Source organism: Negadavirga shengliensis, assembly GCF_042652345.1.
Lineage (GTDB): Bacteria > Bacteroidota > Bacteroidia > Cytophagales > Cyclobacteriaceae > Negadavirga > Negadavirga shengliensis.
Map to the genome: position 1 here is coordinate 23223 of NZ_JBHSJJ010000015.1, position 16351 is coordinate 39573.

The window sequence follows — 16351 nt, forward strand, 5'->3', positions numbered from 1 at the left end:
TTCTTAATCCTTCAGCATTTCCTTCAAACTATCCGTATCCAGTCCATAGTAAAACGGCAACCGCAATAAACTTTGGCTATATTTTTCTGCTTCCAGAAGCTTCCGCCCATCATGTAACGCGCTATAAAACGGGCTCCTGTGAAGACACTGATAATGAAAAACCGCCAAAACGCCTTTTTGCCCCAATCGGGAAATTATGAGATCCCTATCCTTCTGGTCCGTGCAGACCAGATAGTACATATGGAAATTATGCTGTGAAAACAGGGGGATATGGGGAACCTCCCCATCAAACTGCGGCCATATGCTACCAAGGTTTTTATCATACCATTCCCAAATCCGCTTTCTCTCCGATTGGATGTCATCCAGGTGCTGCAGCTGCGCCCAAAGACAGGCGGCGGTGATTTCGGAGGGGGCATAGGCGCTTCCTAAGCTCACCCAGTCATAACGCTCCACCTCCCCTCTCAAAAAGGCAGACCGGTTCGTGCCCCTTTCCCATATCTCCGTGGCGCTTTCTAAAAAACGGCTGTCGTTGACCACCAGCATCCCACCTTCCCCTGAGCTGATGTTTTTGGTCTCATGGAAAGAAAAAGCAGCGAAATGGCCAAATGTACCGAGGGCCTGCTTCTCACCTTCTCCATTTATATAAAAAGCATCCAACGCGGCCGCAGCATCCTCCACTACAAAAAGCCCGTGCCGGCCGGCGAGTCCCATCACCTGTTGCATGTCACATGCTATCCCGCCATAATGGACCAGCACAATCGCCTTGGTTCTGGCCGTAATGAGACTTTCAAGATCTTCGATGCTCACACCCGGATAGTCCGGCCTGCTGTCAGCAAATACGATCCTTGCCCCTCTTAACGCAAAGGCATTTGCAGTGCTTACGAAAGTATAAGAAGGCACGATCACCTCATCACCGGGCCGGATGTCCATCAGCAAGGCAGTCATTTCCAAAGCCTGCGTACAGGAATTGGTTAAAAACGTCTTATAAAATCCGTAACGCTGCTCAAAAAAATGTTGGCACAGCCCGGTATATTTCCCATTGGCGGAAAGTTTTCCCTGTGCCAGCGCATCATGGATAAACTTGGTCTCTTTACCTGTAAAATAGGGCTTGTTGAAGGGAATTTTATACATAGGGCGGCTGACTATAGCAGGGGCTCACTTTTACTAAAGTCCTCTAATGTCAGCTTATCATCGGGGTTACTGTAATAATTCAACTGGGAAACCCCTCCGGAAACAATGAACTTCATCACCTCGGTACTGTTTACATTTTTAAGCCGTCGAACATTGGCCTTGGGTACCAAGCACAAATTCCCGCTGAAATTATAAGAATGCGGAAAATAAACAGAAACCAAACCCTCTTCCCCCAATACTGACAGGTCATCCTGAGTCATAAAGCCGAGCCGGAATGTATTTTCGGACAGCTTAACGATAATAGGATGGTTGAATTTCTTCTTATCCCCGACAAAAGCAGACATCAGATCTTTGATACTGGTATAAAGAATATTGACGAGGGGTATCTTGAAGACGATTTTCTCAAATTCATCGAAAATGGATTTTGTGATGAATATGCTGGTCAGATAACCTACCAGGGTAACGATAAAAAACATGATCAATATGCCCAATCCAGGCACGTTTATTGGAATGATATTGTCCAAAAACTGGACCGCTAACAGGATGATGTAAGCCGTTAAAAAAACAGGGACTACAAAAAGAAGTCCTCTCAGAAAGTACCCTATAATTCTCTTGGAAGTAAAGCTTGACATAGAACAACAGATTTATCCTTTACATTTCACAATAAAAATTATACCAAAAAAGCCCTGTTCATCTATGGAAGAACAGGGCTTTTACATGATTTAACATAAATTATAGATTAGAGGTCTATTCCCATGAAGGACATAAACGCTATGCCCATAAGTCCTGTAATCAACATGGTGATTCCCAATCCTTTGAGACCATTGGGCACATTGGAATATTTGAGCTTCTCCCTGATCGCCGCCAAGGCCACAATGGCCAGGAAAAAGCCGGTTCCCGAGCCAAAACCATACACCGCTGCTTCTGCCAAAGTATAGTCCCTCTGAGCCATAAATAGAGAGCCGCCCAAAATGGCGCAGTTCACCGCGATAAGAGGTAGGAAAATCCCCAAAGCACCATAAAGCGCGGGAGCATACTTCTCCACAATCATTTCCACCAATTGTACCATGGCAGCGATGATGGCGATAAACATGATAAAGCGCAGGAAGCTCAAATCTATGGCTGCGAAGTTCTCACCAAGGAAGCCCAGCGCACCCTCTTTAAGTACAAATTCATTTAACAGCCAGTTCAACGGTACCGTGATGGACAGCACGAAGATAACGGCCGCACCAAGTCCCAAGGCAGTGCTTACTTTTTTGGATACGGCCAAAAACGAACACATACCCAAAAAATAAGCAAATACCATATTATCTATGAAAATAGATCTGATTGCGAGATTGAATAATTCCATTTCTTAAGTTGGTTTATTAATGTTCAACATAACCTGTTTTGGTCCGCTGTACCCATATCAGTAAACCCAATATAAGGAATGCGCCTACCGGGGTAACCATCAGTCCGTTGGTAGCCAAATTGAAATCCTCCCCGAAAATCCCTGAAACGGTATCGAAGACAGGAATTCCGAAAAGGGATCCGGAACCCCAAAGTTCTCTGAAGAAAGCCACGGTAAGGATGATCCAGGAGTAGCCCAAAGCACTGCCGAAACCGTCCAACACGGAATCATAGGGCCTATTACCCAGGGCATAAGCCTCCAGCCTCCCCATCACGATACAGTTGGTGATGATCAGGCCCACAAACACGGACAGTTCTTTGTACATGTCGTAGGCAAAAGCCTTCAGTACCTCATTCACCAAGGTAACGAGCGAGGCAATCACCGCCAACTGCACGATGATCCTTACCCGGGTAGGTATCTTATTTCTCAGCAATGAAATGGTGAGGTTGGCCATCACCATCACGAATATCACAGAAAGCGCCATTACCAGAGTAGGCTGCATCTGCGTGGTCACCGCCAATGCGGAACAGATTCCCAATACCTGGATGGTAATGGGGTTGTCATCCACTAAAGGGTCGGTGATAAGTTTTTTTCTTCTTTTCGACAGAAGGGCTTCTGCTTCCTTTTTTATTTCTGTCTTTTCCGCTGTTTCTGTACTCATGGTATATTATTGTATTGAAACGTTCAAAATCAATTCATCGCCACAGGAGCGCCTTCTTTCTTCTTCTCCATGTAGGCTTTATAATGTCCGAGGTAATTTCTCAGCATTTTGTTTACGCCATCGGCAGTGATGGTGGCACCTGACAAGCCGTCCACTTTGTGCGGGTCATCCGAATAGTCCCTTCCTTCTCCTTTTTGCATTTCAACTGAGGTAAGGTTTCCATCCTCATCAAAGATGGATTTTCCTTTAAATCTGCTTTGGACTTCCCCGGAAGTGATTCTGGCACCTAAGCCCGGTGTTTCACCAGCGTGGGAGAAGGTAATCCCTTCAATGGTAACCAAATCTGTTTGTAATGCCAGATATCCCCATATGTTATCCCAAAGACCGCTTCCATATACGGGGAAAATATAGGCGATCTCCTGATCTTCAGCACCTTCTTCGTGGTAAATGAATACCGGATAAAGTCTATCGTCAGGGGCTCTCTTATAATTTTTACTCACATCCACCGTCTCCGCGGTTACCTGTTCACCGTCTTTTTCAGTGATTTCTTCGCCATTGATGTCCACGACCTTGGAAGAAATTCTGCTTTCATAATAGGCATCAATCTCATCGGCCTTCATTTTGGAGAGCTGCTCGGAGGAAATCACGGCACCCAGGATCTGCTTTTTGGTATCCAGGGCTTCTGCCTTTTTTTGGATTGGCTTCAATACTTCAGACGTACCTGAAAGCAATAAGCCGAGGATCACGGTAAGAATTACCGAAAATGTGATGATATAAGCATTAGACTGTTGCACGTTGTAACCTCCTTTTCTTGTTTGCTTTTACTACATAATGATCAATCAGCGGGGCAAATACGTTCATAAACAATACTGCCAACATGATTCCCTCGGGGTAAGCCGGGTTAGTGACCCTGATGATTATGGTCAATACACCAATCAGAAGTCCATAAATCCATTTCCCGGATTCCGTCTGCGCCGCAGAAACAGGATCAGTAGCCATAAATACGATGCCAAAAGCAATCCCTCCCATGACGAGATGGTAATGGGCGGGCATGGCCATGAATTCATTCACCGCCAGCAGCTGCATCACCAAGGCCATGAGGTAAGCACCCCCAAAGGCGCTTAGCATGATCTTCCAACTGCCTACTCTTGTGAACAGCAGGATAGCCGCGCCGATAAGCACCATAAGTGTAGATGTTTCTCCTATCGATCCCGGTATGAATCCAAAAAACATATTGGCAAAGCTGAACATGTTGTCCATTACCGATGCGTTATGACCTGCAAGATTGGATACCACATCCACGCCTTCCTGGCCGGACTGGTAAGCCACCGCCAAGGCCGTGGCACCGGAAAACCCATCCACTGGCGCCTTGTCACCTATATAAGTCCAAACCTGATCTCCCGATATTTGGGCAGGATAGGCAAAATAAAGGAATGCCCTGGCAGTCATGGCGACATTAAGGATATTCATCCCGGTACCACCAAATACTTCTTTGGCTATCACCACAGCAAAGACCGTTGCCAAGGCCACTTGCCACAGTGGCAAAGTAGCAGGAACCACCAACGGAATCAGCATACCCGTAACCAGGAAACCCTCATTGATGGGATGTTTTCTTACCACGGCAAATATAGCCTCCACCAAACCTCCCGAAGCATACGAAACGATGACTATGGGCAGCACCAGTTCCAGCCCCAGCAAAAACTTATCACCAAAACCGGCTTCTTCTCCCACCGCCAAATAGTGCATGTAACCGGTATTGTATATTCCGAAGAGCAGGCAGGGGATCATGGCTATTACAACCGTGATCATCAACCTTTTTAAATCTATCGCATCTTTGATCTGAGCACCCCTTGCTCCGGTAGTATGGTTGGGGGTAAACAGAAATGTCTCTCCCGCCTCGTACAGATAATAGAGGTTTTCCAATTTGCCTCCCTTTTGAAATAAGGGCTTCTGCTTATCCAACAGATCTCTTAAAAACTTCATATTGATTAACTATATTGAATGAGTTCTATACCTTTTCTAACTATCTCCTGAACCGGATGTTTGGACACGTCCACGAATTCGCACAACGCCAGGTCTTCCTCCACTACTTCGTAGATCCCCAGCTCTTCCATTTCATCGTAATCCTCAGCCATGATGGCTTTCAGTAAATACACGGGATAAATGTCCATCGGCGTTACGCTTTCGAATATGCCGGTTTGTACAAAAGCCCGTTCTTCACCGCGGGTATTCGAATCCAGTACAAATTCCTTTTTGGGGAACAGGAAAGAAAAAAGGCCTAAAGCTTTATGATAACTTAACTTGTCTGCCGTCGGCTTCATCCAGCCAAGAAATTCATAATAGTCCCCCTCCGGGATAATGGTGACCTGATGGTGGTAAAAACCTAAATAGCCGTCACGGTTTATCTTTTCCCCCGTCAATACATTTCCGGAGATTACCCTGAAATGGTTCGATTGGGTGTTACCTGCCACAAAACTGTCTACACAGCATCCCAAATAGGTTTGTACATAAACTGCTTTTTTGGCTTCAGACCCGGTGATGGCCACCACTTTGGACGCATCATATATGCCATCCACAAACAACTTGCCTATCTGCGCTACTCCATAGGGATTGAGTGTCCATACCAAATCACCTTTCCCTATCGGATCAATGTGGTGGATCTGTACACCGACATTTCCTGATGGATGTGGACCGGAAAATTTGTTTACCTGAACTCCCTGAACATTGGAGAATACTTCGGGGACGGTACCGTTGGCACTCAGACCAAGATGAACCTGACCACCGGTAAGTTTTCTGAGTATATTTATCCCTGCATGAAAATATTTTTCCTGCCCTTTTAATAAAAAGTCATAATCAGGTGCTAAGGGGTGGGTATCAAATCCGGAAATAAAAATAGACTTGGGTTCATCCTCCGGATTGGCAATGACCCCATAAGGTCTCTGAATGATCTGTGGCCAGACACCCGAAGCCGTCATGTGATCCACGATTTTCTCTCTGCTGGCAGACTCGATCTCCGCGTCGGAAAATTTACCGAACTGTTCAAATTGAATCTCACTGTCTGCGAGAATTTTGATTTCGAGCAATTTTCTTTTTTCCCCCCGTTTGATTTCCACTATTTCCCCAGAGACGGGTGCTACAAACTGCACCTTTTCCATCTTCTTATCAAATAGTATCGGGGTACCGGCCTTTACCGTATCACCTTCCTTGACCAGAACCTTTGGTCTTTGCATTCCGATGAAATCAGTTGGCTTGATGGCAAAGGTTTTGACAGGCTGAAAATCACCGATTTGCTTTCCGGCCTTTCCAACCAAACGAATATCAAACCCTTTTTTAAGCTTGACTAATTTTGACATATTTAAATTTTGAAACTGTGTGATCCTTTGAAAAACGCCTCAAATCTAATAAATTACATTAGTTATAAGAAGACAATTCCCTGAATATTTACATACGGTGAACAAAGATCACGTGAATTTTTCATGGTCCTCATCCCACCGTAGTTTGTTTTATTTCGAGTGAAAGAATGTAGTCCCTCACTTGCTCCATCAACCACATGGGAGTGGACGTTGCGCCGCAAATACCTACCCGGTCATCGGCCTCAAACCAAGCTGAATCAATCTCCCTTTCATTCTCTATGAAATAACTTTTGGAATTCACCCCTTTACACACTTGGTACAGGGCTTTTCCGTTTGAGCTTTTCTTACCGGAAACAAAGATGATCACATCATTCTCCTCTGAGAACCTTTGTAGCTGCGGCTCCCTATTGGATACCTGCCGGCAGATGGAGTCATTGGCACTGAAGTCTACTTCGTTCAGCACGCCCCTTTTCTCCTTGATGCGCGCCTCAATTTTCTCCTTGAGGGAGTAAAACCCTTTGGTGCTTTTGGTCGTCTGGCTGAACAATGTGACGGGTCTGGAAAAGTCAACCTGTTCCAAATCCTTATCCTCCATCACCACGATGGCCTTTTCCAAAGTCTGGCCGGTGAGGCCAATGACTTCTGCATGGCCCTTCTTCCCGTAAATGACAATCTGGCCATCCTGTTTCTCCATTTTGTCAAAAGCGGCTTTGACCCGGTGCTGCAGTTTCAGCACTACCGGGCAGGAAGCATCAATCAACTCTATATTGTTCTCTATGGCTGTCCTATAGGTTTCCGGCGGCTCTCCATGGGCCCTGATCAGCACCTTGCAGTCATGCAGCTGCGCAAGCTCATCCCGGCCGATCACTACCAATCCCTTATTGCTCAAACGCTCGACTTCCATGTCATTGTGTACAATATCCCCCAAACAGTAAAGCTTTCGGCTTTCCTTCATTTCATCCTCAGCCATCTGTATGGCATATTCCACGCCAAAGCAATATCCGGAGTTCTTATCAATTGTTACATCCATAGCCATCAATTCATTCTTTGCCTTGCCAATTCCAAAATCCTGGACACCTGCTCGTCAAATTGGAGGTAGCTTGTATCGAGTTCGACCGCGTCATCGGCTTTCTTCAAAGGGCTTTCTTTCCTGCCTGTATCCATCTTATCCCGGTGTTCCAGATTTTTCTTCACCTTTTCCAATTCTATCATCTCTCCCTTTTCCAGCAACTCCTTTTGTCTCCTGACAGCTCTTATATCCAAATCCGCTGTCATGAATACCTTCAGTTCGGCATTCGGAAATACCACAGTGCCAATATCCCTGCCATCCATCACCACTCCTTTATGTTTCCCCATTTTCTGCTGCTTTTCCACCATTGCTTTCCGTACCTCACCAATCTTACTGACCTCGCTTACCTGATCTGAAACCGCCATGCTTCTGATCTCCTCCTCCACATTAAGTCCATTTAAAAACACCTGCTGAATGCCTTCCTGCTCATTATAGTGAAAAGAAACATCCATGCCAGAAAGTGACTTTTGAATCTGTTTGGGATTGGTAAGGTTGGTGAAGTTATTTAGAAAATGAAGCGTAGCAGCCCTGTACATCGCGCCTGAATCCAGGTAAGTGTAATCCAATGCCCTAGCAACTGCTTTGGCGGTTGTACTTTTTCCGCACCCGGAAAATCCGTCAATGGCGATAATGATTTTTTTCATTAAGGGAAAATGAGAATGGTACCTGCTTTCTTATTCAGGTGCAAATATAGTAGATTTAAAATTATTAAGGGAATCAGCCCCAATTCAATTGGGGTTTTATTAAAGTCTGAAGAAAAAACTATTTTTGACTGTCAATCTTTTACGAAAAATGGAACCTGAATTTAACATCCGGGGACAATTTGTCGACATAAAAAACCGGTCTGTTTATCCTGCTGAAGTCAGTGTGGCTGATGGGCATATTAAAGCCATCGACAAAATCGATGACGCCCCCGAAAAGTTTATCCTCCCCGGATTCATCGATGCGCACGTCCATATCGAATCTTCCATGCTGGTCCCATCTGAATTCGCCAGACTCGCCGTAGTACATGGCACGGTGGCAGTCGTTTCGGATTCTCACGAAATCGCCAATGTATGTGGAATGGATGGGATCAATTACATGATTGAAAACAGCAAAAAAGTAAATTTCAAGTTTTATTTTGGTGCGCCTTCCTGCGTTCCGGCAACTGCTTTTGAAACCTCGGGAGCCACCATCAATTCTAAGGATATTGATCAGCTGTTACAAAGGGATGAGATTCTATACCTCGCTGAAATGATGAACTGGCCGGGCGTAATCCATAATGAGGAAGAGGTCATGCGAAAAATCAACCTTGCCCGCAAACATGGAAAACCGATTGATGGCCACGCCCCCGGACTAAGAGGAGAGCAGGCAGCATTATATGCTGCGGCGGGAATTTCCACTGACCATGAATGCTTTCAATATGAGGAGGCCATAGAAAAGCTTTCATTGGGGATGAAAATCATCATCCGGGAGGGAAGCGCTGCAAAAAACTTTGACGAATTGATTGACTTGATAGATCATCATGCCCGGAACCTGATGTTCTGTTCAGACGATAAACATCCCGACAGCCTGGCGGAAGGCCACATCAATCAGCTGGCGGCTAGAGCAATAGCTAAAGGAAAAGACCTGTTCGATGTGCTCCAGGTTGCCTGCATCAATCCCATCAACCATTATGGCTTGCAGGTCGGACAATTGAGACCCGGGGATCCGGCAGACTTTATACTGGCCAACAATCTAGAGGATTTCAAAATAGAAAAAACCTATATCAATGGACAACTTCAGTCTGAATTTGGCGTAACCAAAATTCAGCACCAAACCCATCCTCTGATCAATAACTTTGATGCGACTCCCAAAACTAAAGAAGATTTCCTCATAAAGGCCCCCTCAAACCGCGCCTGGGTGATACACGCCCAGGATAGGCAATTGGTTACCAAGAGCCAGGTGCTGGAGATAAAAACCCAAAACGGATACGCCATTCCGGACCCGGAACGCGATATTCTGAAAATTGCCCTCATCAACCGGTATCACCACTGCCAACCTGCTGTGGCCTTTATCAAAAACTTCGGTTTAAAGGAAGGGGCGATTGCCTCGTCGGTGGCCCATGATTCCCATAACATCGTGGTAGTAGGTACAGATGATGAACTTATGGCAAAATCAGTAAATTTGATAATAGAACACAGAGGAGGACTATCCGTCGTAAATAGTTCTGCCTCAGAAATTGTGCCTCTCCCTGTCGGGGGATTGATGTCTGCTGGAGATGGCTATCAAATTGCCGCAGATTATACTAAATTGGATAAAATGGCCAAAGCGTTGGGAACCACCTTGCAATCTCCCTTCATGACCCTGAGTTTCATGGCCCTGCTTGTTATTCCTGAAATAAAACTAAGCGATAAAGGACTATTTAATGGGAATACGTTTGGGTTTTTAAACGTTTTTGTGTAAAAAACTTAAAAAATTGACGGCAATTATTTAACTTATGAACTGTGAATTTTTGGAGGGAATATAAAGATAGGTTTAATAAACTGTTTTTCTGGGAAGAAAGTCTCATTATGGAAAAACAGATTTTTAATACTACCGTCGTTATAATGTTGTTTTACGTCCTGATAATGGGATTTTTCAATGCCTTGATAGGTAACTACATCCTGGTGGGCATGATAGGTTTTACCTTTATTTGTCTTTTATATGTTTATAAACTGCTCAGGGTCAATAACAATTATAAGCTTGCTTACTATTTGTTCGGCAGTTTGGCTTACCCGATCCTCATCTTCAATTTTTATTTCAACGATGGTAATGCGGGACCCACCTTTTATATATTCTTCCTGGTCCACATGGTAATGCTCAGCATTTCCCCCATAAATAAATTCATATTCTGGAGTGTCCTGAATTTTATTTTTTTTGTGCTCCTGTTTTACGCAGGCAATTTTTTCCGGGAATATATCCCTCAAATGTACGGTAACCAGGAAATGATTTTTCTGGACCATAGTATAACCTATCTGGGATCTTTGACAGGAGTGTCCCTGCTCATAGGAACCATCAAGCAATATTATGTCAGCCAAAAAAGGAAAGTCAGTGAGAAAGGAAGGGAACTGATAAAGGCAAACAGGGATCTAAACAGGGTGAATTCCCAAAAGGACAAAATCATCACCATTATTTCCCATGATCTTAAAAATCCGCTGCAATCCATTATGCAAACCCTGGAACTCCTTAAGGAGAGTGACCTCAACCAAGCCGAAATCGAATATCTCCATGATGAACTGCTGAAGATTACCACGCGTACCTACCAAATGATGGAAAATATCCTGGATTGGTCTTCTTTTGAATTGAAAAACAAACAAGTGAAGATCCAGGAAACCGATCTCCGGGGCTTGTTTGAAAACACACTGGAAATACTCAAAGTGATCGCGAAACAAAAGGGCATCTCCCTTGAAATCATCTACTATCAAAACCCCATCGTGAGACTTGAAACAGACCGGCTTCTGCTTATTATCAGAAACCTGATTCAAAATGCGATAAAATTTACCGAAAACGGAGGCAAGGTGGTTCTGGAAGTCTCCTCCAATGAAGATGAGATCATCATTTCCATTACTGACAACGGCATCGGTATTCCGGAAGAACAGCTTAAGGACATCTTTCAGCTGAACATAAAATCAACCTTCGGCACCAATCATGAAAAAGGTACAGGAATGGGGCTGCATCTGTGCCACCAGAATGCCCAAAAACTCGGTGGCAGGATCAAAGCAAGCAGCTCGCCTGGAAAAGGCTCCAATTTTGAACTCAGAATTCCAAACGGGTTTGACTGACCGGCGCCGGTCTATCCCATCTTATTTTTCGACTTTCTCAAAGCTTGATTTCTTCCTCACAATATCTTCTACGATAGACCTGGCGTGGACAATGGTATTTTCAATAAAAAACTCCCGGGTATTCAAACCGCCGCATACCACCCCGGCTAGATACAATCCTGGTACGTTGGACTCCTGGCTGGCATCGTCAAAACAGGGTTGTCTTTTTTCATCCAGGCTTAATTCCACCCCCAACTGATCCAATAAAGTGAAATTGGGCTTATACCCTGTCATGGCCAAAACAAAATCATTCTCCAAAGTAACCTCGCCGTCGGGCGTGTCCAGTATCACCTCCTTTTCTTTGATTTCCTTAATCGTAGAATTAAAATACCCTTTGATGGACCCTTCCTTTATGCGGTTTTCGATATCCGGCAGCACCCAATATTTTACCGTCTGATCAATCTGTGGCTTCATGACCACCATCGTCACCTCGGCTCCCTTTCTCCAGGTTTCCAGTGCCACATCCACAGCCGAATTGCCTCCTCCCACTACAATGATTTTCTGACCGATATAAGGCCACGGTTCTTTATAATAATGGGTGACCTTGGGCAAGTGCTCGCCAGGAACATTCATTTCATTGGGAAGATCATAAAAGCCTGTAGCCAAAACCAGTTTTTCCGTCTCATAGCTTTCTTTGGAAGTCTTTACCACAAATCCCCCTTCTGTCTTTTCCAAGTTCAAAACTTCTTCATACAGGTTGATTTTCAGCTGATAATGTTTGGCTATCCTTCTGTAATATTCCAGTGCCTCAGGACGGGTAGGTTTATTGGCTATGGACATAAATGGAATACCTCCCATTTCAAGCTTCTCGGAAGTAGAGAAAAAAGTCATGTTGACCGGATAATTGTAAATGGAGTTGGTAAGCACCCCTTTTTCTATTATCAGGTAACTTAAATTGTGTTTCTTTGCTTCAATACCACAAGCTAGCCCTATGGGGCCGGCTCCTACAATCAATACTTCCAGTTTTTTCATATTTAGATAAACATGATTTTGATCTATGAGTTCCTTGGGCATTGGTCTTTTACCGCAAAGGCAACCATACTTTCCTCCAATTCGGGCACCCACTTCCTTTCTTTCATGATAACCTCCCCGTCATGCTTCCACAGGACCACAGTGGTATTGACCGTCCCATAATAATCATCCACATGGATAAACTGTGAAGACACCGCTTTCTCCAAATGGAACGGCAATCCCGTTTCCGGCAATAGCGCATCAGGTGCCAAGGTTTTCGACTGCAGCAAGCCCAGGTAACTGTCCACATCCCGATGATTTTGTAATAAAAACCTACGGAAATCAGCTTTTGCGGATATAACTTTTGGCCAGGGTGTGTCTAAAAAAGAGTTGCTGATCGCATGCAAGCCAGCCTCTACCGTATCAATCCCTTCTTTATAATTGGAAAACACGCACATCGTGTCCCTCTCGGCAACGATCAGGTTAAAGCCATTGTAAAGATGTTTTTTCGATTCTATCTTCTGCAGGTATTCAATAGGGGAAAGGTCAGCATCAAGAAAGCCCCTGACCAACTCCCCCCTGCTGCGGGCGGTGTCCCTTTCATTCTTATAATCCCTGAAATTCGTCAGTGCGGCAAATCTGCCACTGGGATGGAATCCCAACCAAGTCCCTCCTTCCTTTAGGTCTTTTCCCGCAAAAAAACCTTCATCCCATTTGTGTAGGGGGGTAGAAGGCCGTTTATAATATTCATCCCTGTTGGCCACCAGCATCAATTTATAATCCGGATGGTCCATCCAATTAAAAACAATCAAACACATACCCGCAAAGTAATAAAGTCGAAAAAAAGAAAAACCATTTTCTCAAATATTTATTTAACATTTTTTAATACGATAAAAATCGTAAATAATTTTGAATTACGATTTCAATCGTATAATTTTGATACGAACAAAATCGTACTAAAAGAAAGCATGAACTATAAACCTACCGCTTCTGAATTGGAAATTCTGGCAATTTTATGGAATGAGGAGAAGGCCAGCGTAAGAGAAATCCATGAAAAACTGAGCGAAAATAAGGAAACCGGTTATACCACTACCCTCAAAACTTTACAAAATATGTTCTCAAAGGGTTTGGTAAAAAGAAATGAGGATAAAAGAAGCCATGTTTATTATCCAGCCGTCTCACAGCAGGATACGCAGAAATCACTGGTTAAAAATTTTATGTCTACCGCCTTCGGAGGCTCCGCCAAAAAGCTTGTGATGCAGGCCCTTGGACAGAGCAAGCCCTCAAAAGATGAAATCTCAGAAATAAGAAAATTCCTGGATCAACTTGAAAACAAACCCTGATGGACACCTTCAGCACAATCATTCCCCAACAGTTATTGGAAACCATTGGATGGACCTTGATCCATTCCGTATGGCAGATCTTGCTCATCGCTACACTCCTATGGGGAATAGCCAAAATCTTTCGCCACCGGAAACCCGCGTTTCACTATCGAAATGGATTAGTGGCGCTGTGCTTGATTTTAAGTGGCTTTTTAGGTACCCTGTACCATTTGTCGTCAACCCATCCGTCTTCCAATGAGCCGCCCACAACCCATGAAATATCCTACGCCTATTTTTCCACTTATCAACCGGACCGCATTAGCATTTACGAATCCGCAAGGGAATTCATCATTACCCATATCGAGCTCAACCTGCCTCTAATGGTCAATCTGTGGTTTTTAGGCATGCTCTTCTTCATGGTGCGGATGGCTGGAAACCTGGCTGAAATAAGGCAATTGGCCTATAAAAACCATAAGGCATTGCCTATCACGCTACAAAAATCAGCTGTTCGATTTACCCGTAAGCTGGGGATCCATCAGAGAATACAGGTCATGGGAAGTGAGCATATCCAGACGCCGATGACCTATGGTATCTGGAAACCGGTGGTTCTATTTCCCCTCAGTCTGGTTTTCCAAATGAGCCCAAAACAGCTCGAGGCTATCTTAGCCCATGAACTGGCTCATATAAAAAGATGTGATTTCGGAGTCAACCTGGTGCAATCTGCTCTGGAAGTTCTCTTTTTCTATCATCCGGCATTTTGGTGGATCAACGGCCAGGTGAGGCATTATCGGGAACACGCCGCTGACGATATGGCCATCAAGGCGGGCGTCGATCCCCATGCCCTTGCCCATGGATTGGCCACGGTAGTAAACCATGCCCGGCAAAATGCTCCTGAATTAAGCATGGCCGCCCACAGACCTTCATTTCCCACCCTGGAAAGGATTCAAAGAATCCTTGGTTATAAAAAAACAGTCAATAATTCCAATCCACCTTTAATCAGTACTGCCATGATCCTCGCCTGCATGCTTAGCTTATCCTTGCTGATAAGTGCCAACACTCCGGCCCAACTCTCTGAAAATGAAACCTGGCTTGCCACCACACTGAAAAACAGTTATACGGACGTTTCCCTGCATGCCAGTTCCCCACAATATCCCCTCAGGAAGGGTAAATATGCCATCATGCGGAAAGATACCCTCCCCAAAAATGATGTTTCCATAGATTGGGATACCGACAGCTGGGCAACTGTTGATATCGATACCAATATCTTTAACGATATCTCCGCAGAATGGGAAATAGCTAACTGGTTACCCGTCGATTTTGACACCAATATTTTCATAGATGTTCAGAATATTGTCCGATTAGACACTTTGCCCCCTTTTCCCCCCGTGCCACCCTTGGTATTGAGCCCCACACCTGTGCTGGATTTCAATTTTGACCGGGTTTTTCAGGATTCCATCAGGATTTACAGCAAAAAATTCGGCAAGGAATATGCCGACAGCATCAGGGTAATCACATCCAAGATCATCCGCATTCACAGTGACACCTCTCCGGACGCGGAGCTGCTGCGCGAAAAGCTACAATCCAAAATGGAAGCTCTCCAGCGGCGAATGAATGCTTCCCAGGAAGAGTTTGCAAAAAAAATGGAGGCCTGGACCAAGGAAATGGAACCCAAGATGAAGGAATTTGAGCAGAAAATGGAAGCTTGGAGAATGGAGAATGAACCCAAAATAAAAGAGTTTGAGGAAAAAATGGAAAAATGGGCCGAAAAACATGCCATTCAAATGGAGAAAATGGAACAGAAACTCAAAGAAAATGAGCGGAAACTGGAGCAGAAACAAAAAGAAATAGAAAACAAGCAAAAGGAAAAAGATATCTGATCAAATCATAATGTAGGTATGTCCCGCATCCCATATTCCGGTGCGGGATTTTTATTTTATTTATCGCTCATTTTGTTTCTGTTACCGCGATTTACCCAGGATCTTTTCGATAAAACAGGGATACCCGTACGAGTTTTCCAGTTTTAAGGTTTGATTTTCAAAGACCGAAGAAAAAAAAGACAGGAACTTGTCCCACACCTCTCCCCCAAAGAGTTCCAGGCCAAAAGTAAAACAAACCCGGCTGTCCCAGCTTAATTCAGTGTATTCTATTTGACAGCCCTTCTCAAAGCGGACATTATATCCGTGCATTTCCACCTTCCCCTCACTGTCCAACTGCATTTTTGAGACCCAACGCCTTTTTTCCAAAGAGAACGGTTGTAAGCCATTGTCCGATATCCAGGCTTCCCAATCTTTGATTTCCTCTCCTGTGATTTCCCATTTTTCCCAGCCTTCGTGTTTTCCAGCTGCTGTTTTTGAAAACCGCAAGGGCTCATAAGCAGCAATCAAACGTTTGAGTTCATATTTCCCCTCCCTTGATTTCAAACCCCAATCGATTCTCCCCGGAATGGGGTAGTAGGTGTCTATCCGGTGTTGGAAATCCGCATGGGTCAGGTATCTTTCTTTGAGCCGGTGCTTTTGTGGATTTTCCGTTCCAAAAAACCACCTTATCTCCCTGGTCAGCTGTGAAGATGTCTGTCGGCTATAGTTTTCTATTTTCCTCAGTACAAATTCTTCCATGATACCAAAAGACCGGCCCATATGATCATAACGGGCCG

Annotated in this window: 16 protein-coding genes; 4 read left to right on the plus strand and 12 right to left on the minus strand. The window is 44.5% G+C overall.

All coding sequences use genetic code 11. The features are described from left to right. Positions 1-3: 3 nt before the first annotated feature. The 9 genes from rffA to cmk form a co-directional block, all read right to left on the minus strand. Positions 4-1131 carry a dTDP-4-amino-4,6-dideoxygalactose transaminase gene (gene rffA, locus ACFPFU_RS20225; RefSeq protein ID WP_377067516.1) on the minus strand — a complete coding sequence of 376 codons (1128 nt, stop codon included), beginning with the start codon at positions 1129-1131 and terminating at the stop codon, positions 4-6. A gap of 11 nt (positions 1132-1142) precedes the next feature. After that, a complete protein-coding gene (locus tag ACFPFU_RS20230) occupies positions 1143-1763 on the minus strand; it encodes a DUF502 domain-containing protein (protein ID WP_377067518.1) in 621 nt (206 codons plus the stop codon). A gap of 107 nt (positions 1764-1870) precedes the next feature. Continuing rightward, positions 1871-2482, minus strand: coding sequence for an NADH:ubiquinone reductase (Na(+)-transporting) subunit E (gene nqrE / locus ACFPFU_RS20235; protein ID WP_377067520.1), 612 nt, complete (start codon positions 2480-2482; stop codon positions 1871-1873). A gap of 16 nt (positions 2483-2498) precedes the next feature. Beyond that, positions 2499-3182 carry an NADH:ubiquinone reductase (Na(+)-transporting) subunit D gene (locus tag ACFPFU_RS20240; RefSeq protein ID WP_377067522.1) on the minus strand — a complete coding sequence of 228 codons (684 nt, stop codon included), beginning with the start codon at positions 3180-3182 and terminating at the stop codon, positions 2499-2501. 29 nt (positions 3183-3211) lie between these two features. Beyond that, entirely contained in the window at positions 3212-3976 is a 765-nt protein-coding gene (nqrC, locus tag ACFPFU_RS20245; protein ID WP_377067524.1) for an NADH:ubiquinone reductase (Na(+)-transporting) subunit C, read from the minus strand. After that, on the minus strand, positions 3963-5165 hold the full coding sequence (locus tag ACFPFU_RS20250; protein WP_377067526.1) for an NADH:ubiquinone reductase (Na(+)-transporting) subunit B: 1203 nt from the start codon (positions 5163-5165) through the stop codon (positions 3963-3965). Before ACFPFU_RS20250 ends, nqrC begins: the two co-directional genes overlap by 14 nt. A gap of 5 nt (positions 5166-5170) precedes the next feature. Continuing rightward, the gene (locus ACFPFU_RS20255) at positions 5171-6535 is read right to left on the minus strand and encodes a Na(+)-translocating NADH-quinone reductase subunit A (RefSeq protein ID WP_377067528.1); all 1365 of its coding nucleotides are present in this window, start codon (positions 6533-6535) and stop codon (positions 5171-5173) included. 130 nt (positions 6536-6665) lie between these two features. Next, positions 6666-7565, minus strand: a complete 900-nt coding sequence (locus tag ACFPFU_RS20260) for a 4-hydroxy-3-methylbut-2-enyl diphosphate reductase (protein WP_377067530.1) — start codon at positions 7563-7565, stop codon at positions 6666-6668. Positions 7566-7570: 5 nt separating this feature from the next. Continuing rightward, the gene (gene cmk / locus ACFPFU_RS20265; protein WP_377067532.1) at positions 7571-8248 is read right to left on the minus strand and encodes a (d)CMP kinase; all 678 of its coding nucleotides are present in this window, start codon (positions 8246-8248) and stop codon (positions 7571-7573) included. Positions 8249-8396: 148 nt separating this feature from the next. Here cmk and ade point away from each other — a divergent pair, with 148 nt between their 5' ends. Beyond that, entirely contained in the window at positions 8397-10028 is a 1632-nt protein-coding gene (ade, locus tag ACFPFU_RS20270; RefSeq protein ID WP_377067534.1) for an adenine deaminase, read from the plus strand. A 107-nt stretch (positions 10029-10135) separates the two neighbouring features. Continuing rightward, a complete protein-coding gene (locus ACFPFU_RS20275; protein WP_377067536.1) occupies positions 10136-11386 on the plus strand; it encodes a sensor histidine kinase in 1251 nt (416 codons plus the stop codon). Positions 11387-11407: 21 nt separating this feature from the next. Here the strand turns inward: ACFPFU_RS20275 and ACFPFU_RS20280 are convergent, their stop codons facing one another. Continuing rightward, positions 11408-12397 carry a YpdA family putative bacillithiol disulfide reductase gene (locus ACFPFU_RS20280; protein ID WP_377067538.1) on the minus strand — a complete coding sequence of 330 codons (990 nt, stop codon included), beginning with the start codon at positions 12395-12397 and terminating at the stop codon, positions 11408-11410. A 23-nt stretch (positions 12398-12420) separates the two neighbouring features. Then, a complete protein-coding gene (locus tag ACFPFU_RS20285; RefSeq protein WP_377067540.1) occupies positions 12421-13194 on the minus strand; it encodes an NRDE family protein in 774 nt (257 codons plus the stop codon). A gap of 150 nt (positions 13195-13344) precedes the next feature. Here ACFPFU_RS20285 and ACFPFU_RS20290 point away from each other — a divergent pair, with 150 nt between their 5' ends. Further along, a complete protein-coding gene (locus ACFPFU_RS20290) occupies positions 13345-13719 on the plus strand; it encodes a BlaI/MecI/CopY family transcriptional regulator (RefSeq protein ID WP_377067542.1) in 375 nt (124 codons plus the stop codon). After that, complete coding sequence (locus ACFPFU_RS20295; RefSeq protein WP_377067544.1) at positions 13719-15575, plus strand: M56 family metallopeptidase; 1857 nt, start codon at positions 13719-13721, stop codon at positions 15573-15575. Before ACFPFU_RS20290 ends, ACFPFU_RS20295 begins: the two co-directional genes overlap by 1 nt. Positions 15576-15656: 81 nt before the next feature. Here the strand turns inward: ACFPFU_RS20295 and ACFPFU_RS20300 are convergent, their stop codons facing one another. Then, positions 15657-16313 carry a hypothetical protein gene (locus ACFPFU_RS20300; protein ID WP_377067546.1) on the minus strand — a complete coding sequence of 219 codons (657 nt, stop codon included), beginning with the start codon at positions 16311-16313 and terminating at the stop codon, positions 15657-15659. Between the last annotated feature and the right edge of the window lie 38 nt (positions 16314-16351).

What these genes read in the sequence shown, in the direction of transcription:
- ade (WP_377067534.1), top strand. Translation starts at nt 8,397, where the DNA reads ATGGAACCTGAATTTAACATCCGGGGACAATTTGTCGACATAAAAAAC.
- rffA (WP_377067516.1), bottom strand. Translation starts at nt 1,131, where the DNA reads ATGTATAAAATTCCCTTCAACAAGCCCTATTTTACAGGTAAAGAGACC.
- ACFPFU_RS20260 (WP_377067530.1), bottom strand. Translation starts at nt 7,565, where the DNA reads ATGGATGTAACAATTGATAAGAACTCCGGATATTGCTTTGGCGTGGAA.
- ACFPFU_RS20295 (WP_377067544.1), top strand. Translation starts at nt 13,719, where the DNA reads ATGGACACCTTCAGCACAATCATTCCCCAACAGTTATTGGAAACCATT.
- ACFPFU_RS20250 (WP_377067526.1), bottom strand. Translation starts at nt 5,165, where the DNA reads ATGAAGTTTTTAAGAGATCTGTTGGATAAGCAGAAGCCCTTATTTCAA.
- ACFPFU_RS20280 (WP_377067538.1), bottom strand. Translation starts at nt 12,397, where the DNA reads ATGAAAAAACTGGAAGTATTGATTGTAGGAGCCGGCCCCATAGGGCTA.
- ACFPFU_RS20275 (WP_377067536.1), top strand. Translation starts at nt 10,136, where the DNA reads ATGGAAAAACAGATTTTTAATACTACCGTCGTTATAATGTTGTTTTAC.
- ACFPFU_RS20290 (WP_377067542.1), top strand. Translation starts at nt 13,345, where the DNA reads ATGAACTATAAACCTACCGCTTCTGAATTGGAAATTCTGGCAATTTTA.
- ACFPFU_RS20255 (WP_377067528.1), bottom strand. Translation starts at nt 6,535, where the DNA reads ATGTCAAAATTAGTCAAGCTTAAAAAAGGGTTTGATATTCGTTTGGTT.
- ACFPFU_RS20230 (WP_377067518.1), bottom strand. Translation starts at nt 1,763, where the DNA reads ATGTCAAGCTTTACTTCCAAGAGAATTATAGGGTACTTTCTGAGAGGA.
- ACFPFU_RS20300 (WP_377067546.1), bottom strand. Translation starts at nt 16,313, where the DNA reads ATGGAAGAATTTGTACTGAGGAAAATAGAAAACTATAGCCGACAGACA.
- ACFPFU_RS20240 (WP_377067522.1), bottom strand. Translation starts at nt 3,182, where the DNA reads ATGAGTACAGAAACAGCGGAAAAGACAGAAATAAAAAAGGAAGCAGAA.
- nqrE (WP_377067520.1), bottom strand. Translation starts at nt 2,482, where the DNA reads ATGGAATTATTCAATCTCGCAATCAGATCTATTTTCATAGATAATATG.
- ACFPFU_RS20285 (WP_377067540.1), bottom strand. Translation starts at nt 13,194, where the DNA reads ATGTGTTTGATTGTTTTTAATTGGATGGACCATCCGGATTATAAATTG.
- cmk (WP_377067532.1), bottom strand. Translation starts at nt 8,248, where the DNA reads ATGAAAAAAATCATTATCGCCATTGACGGATTTTCCGGGTGCGGAAAA.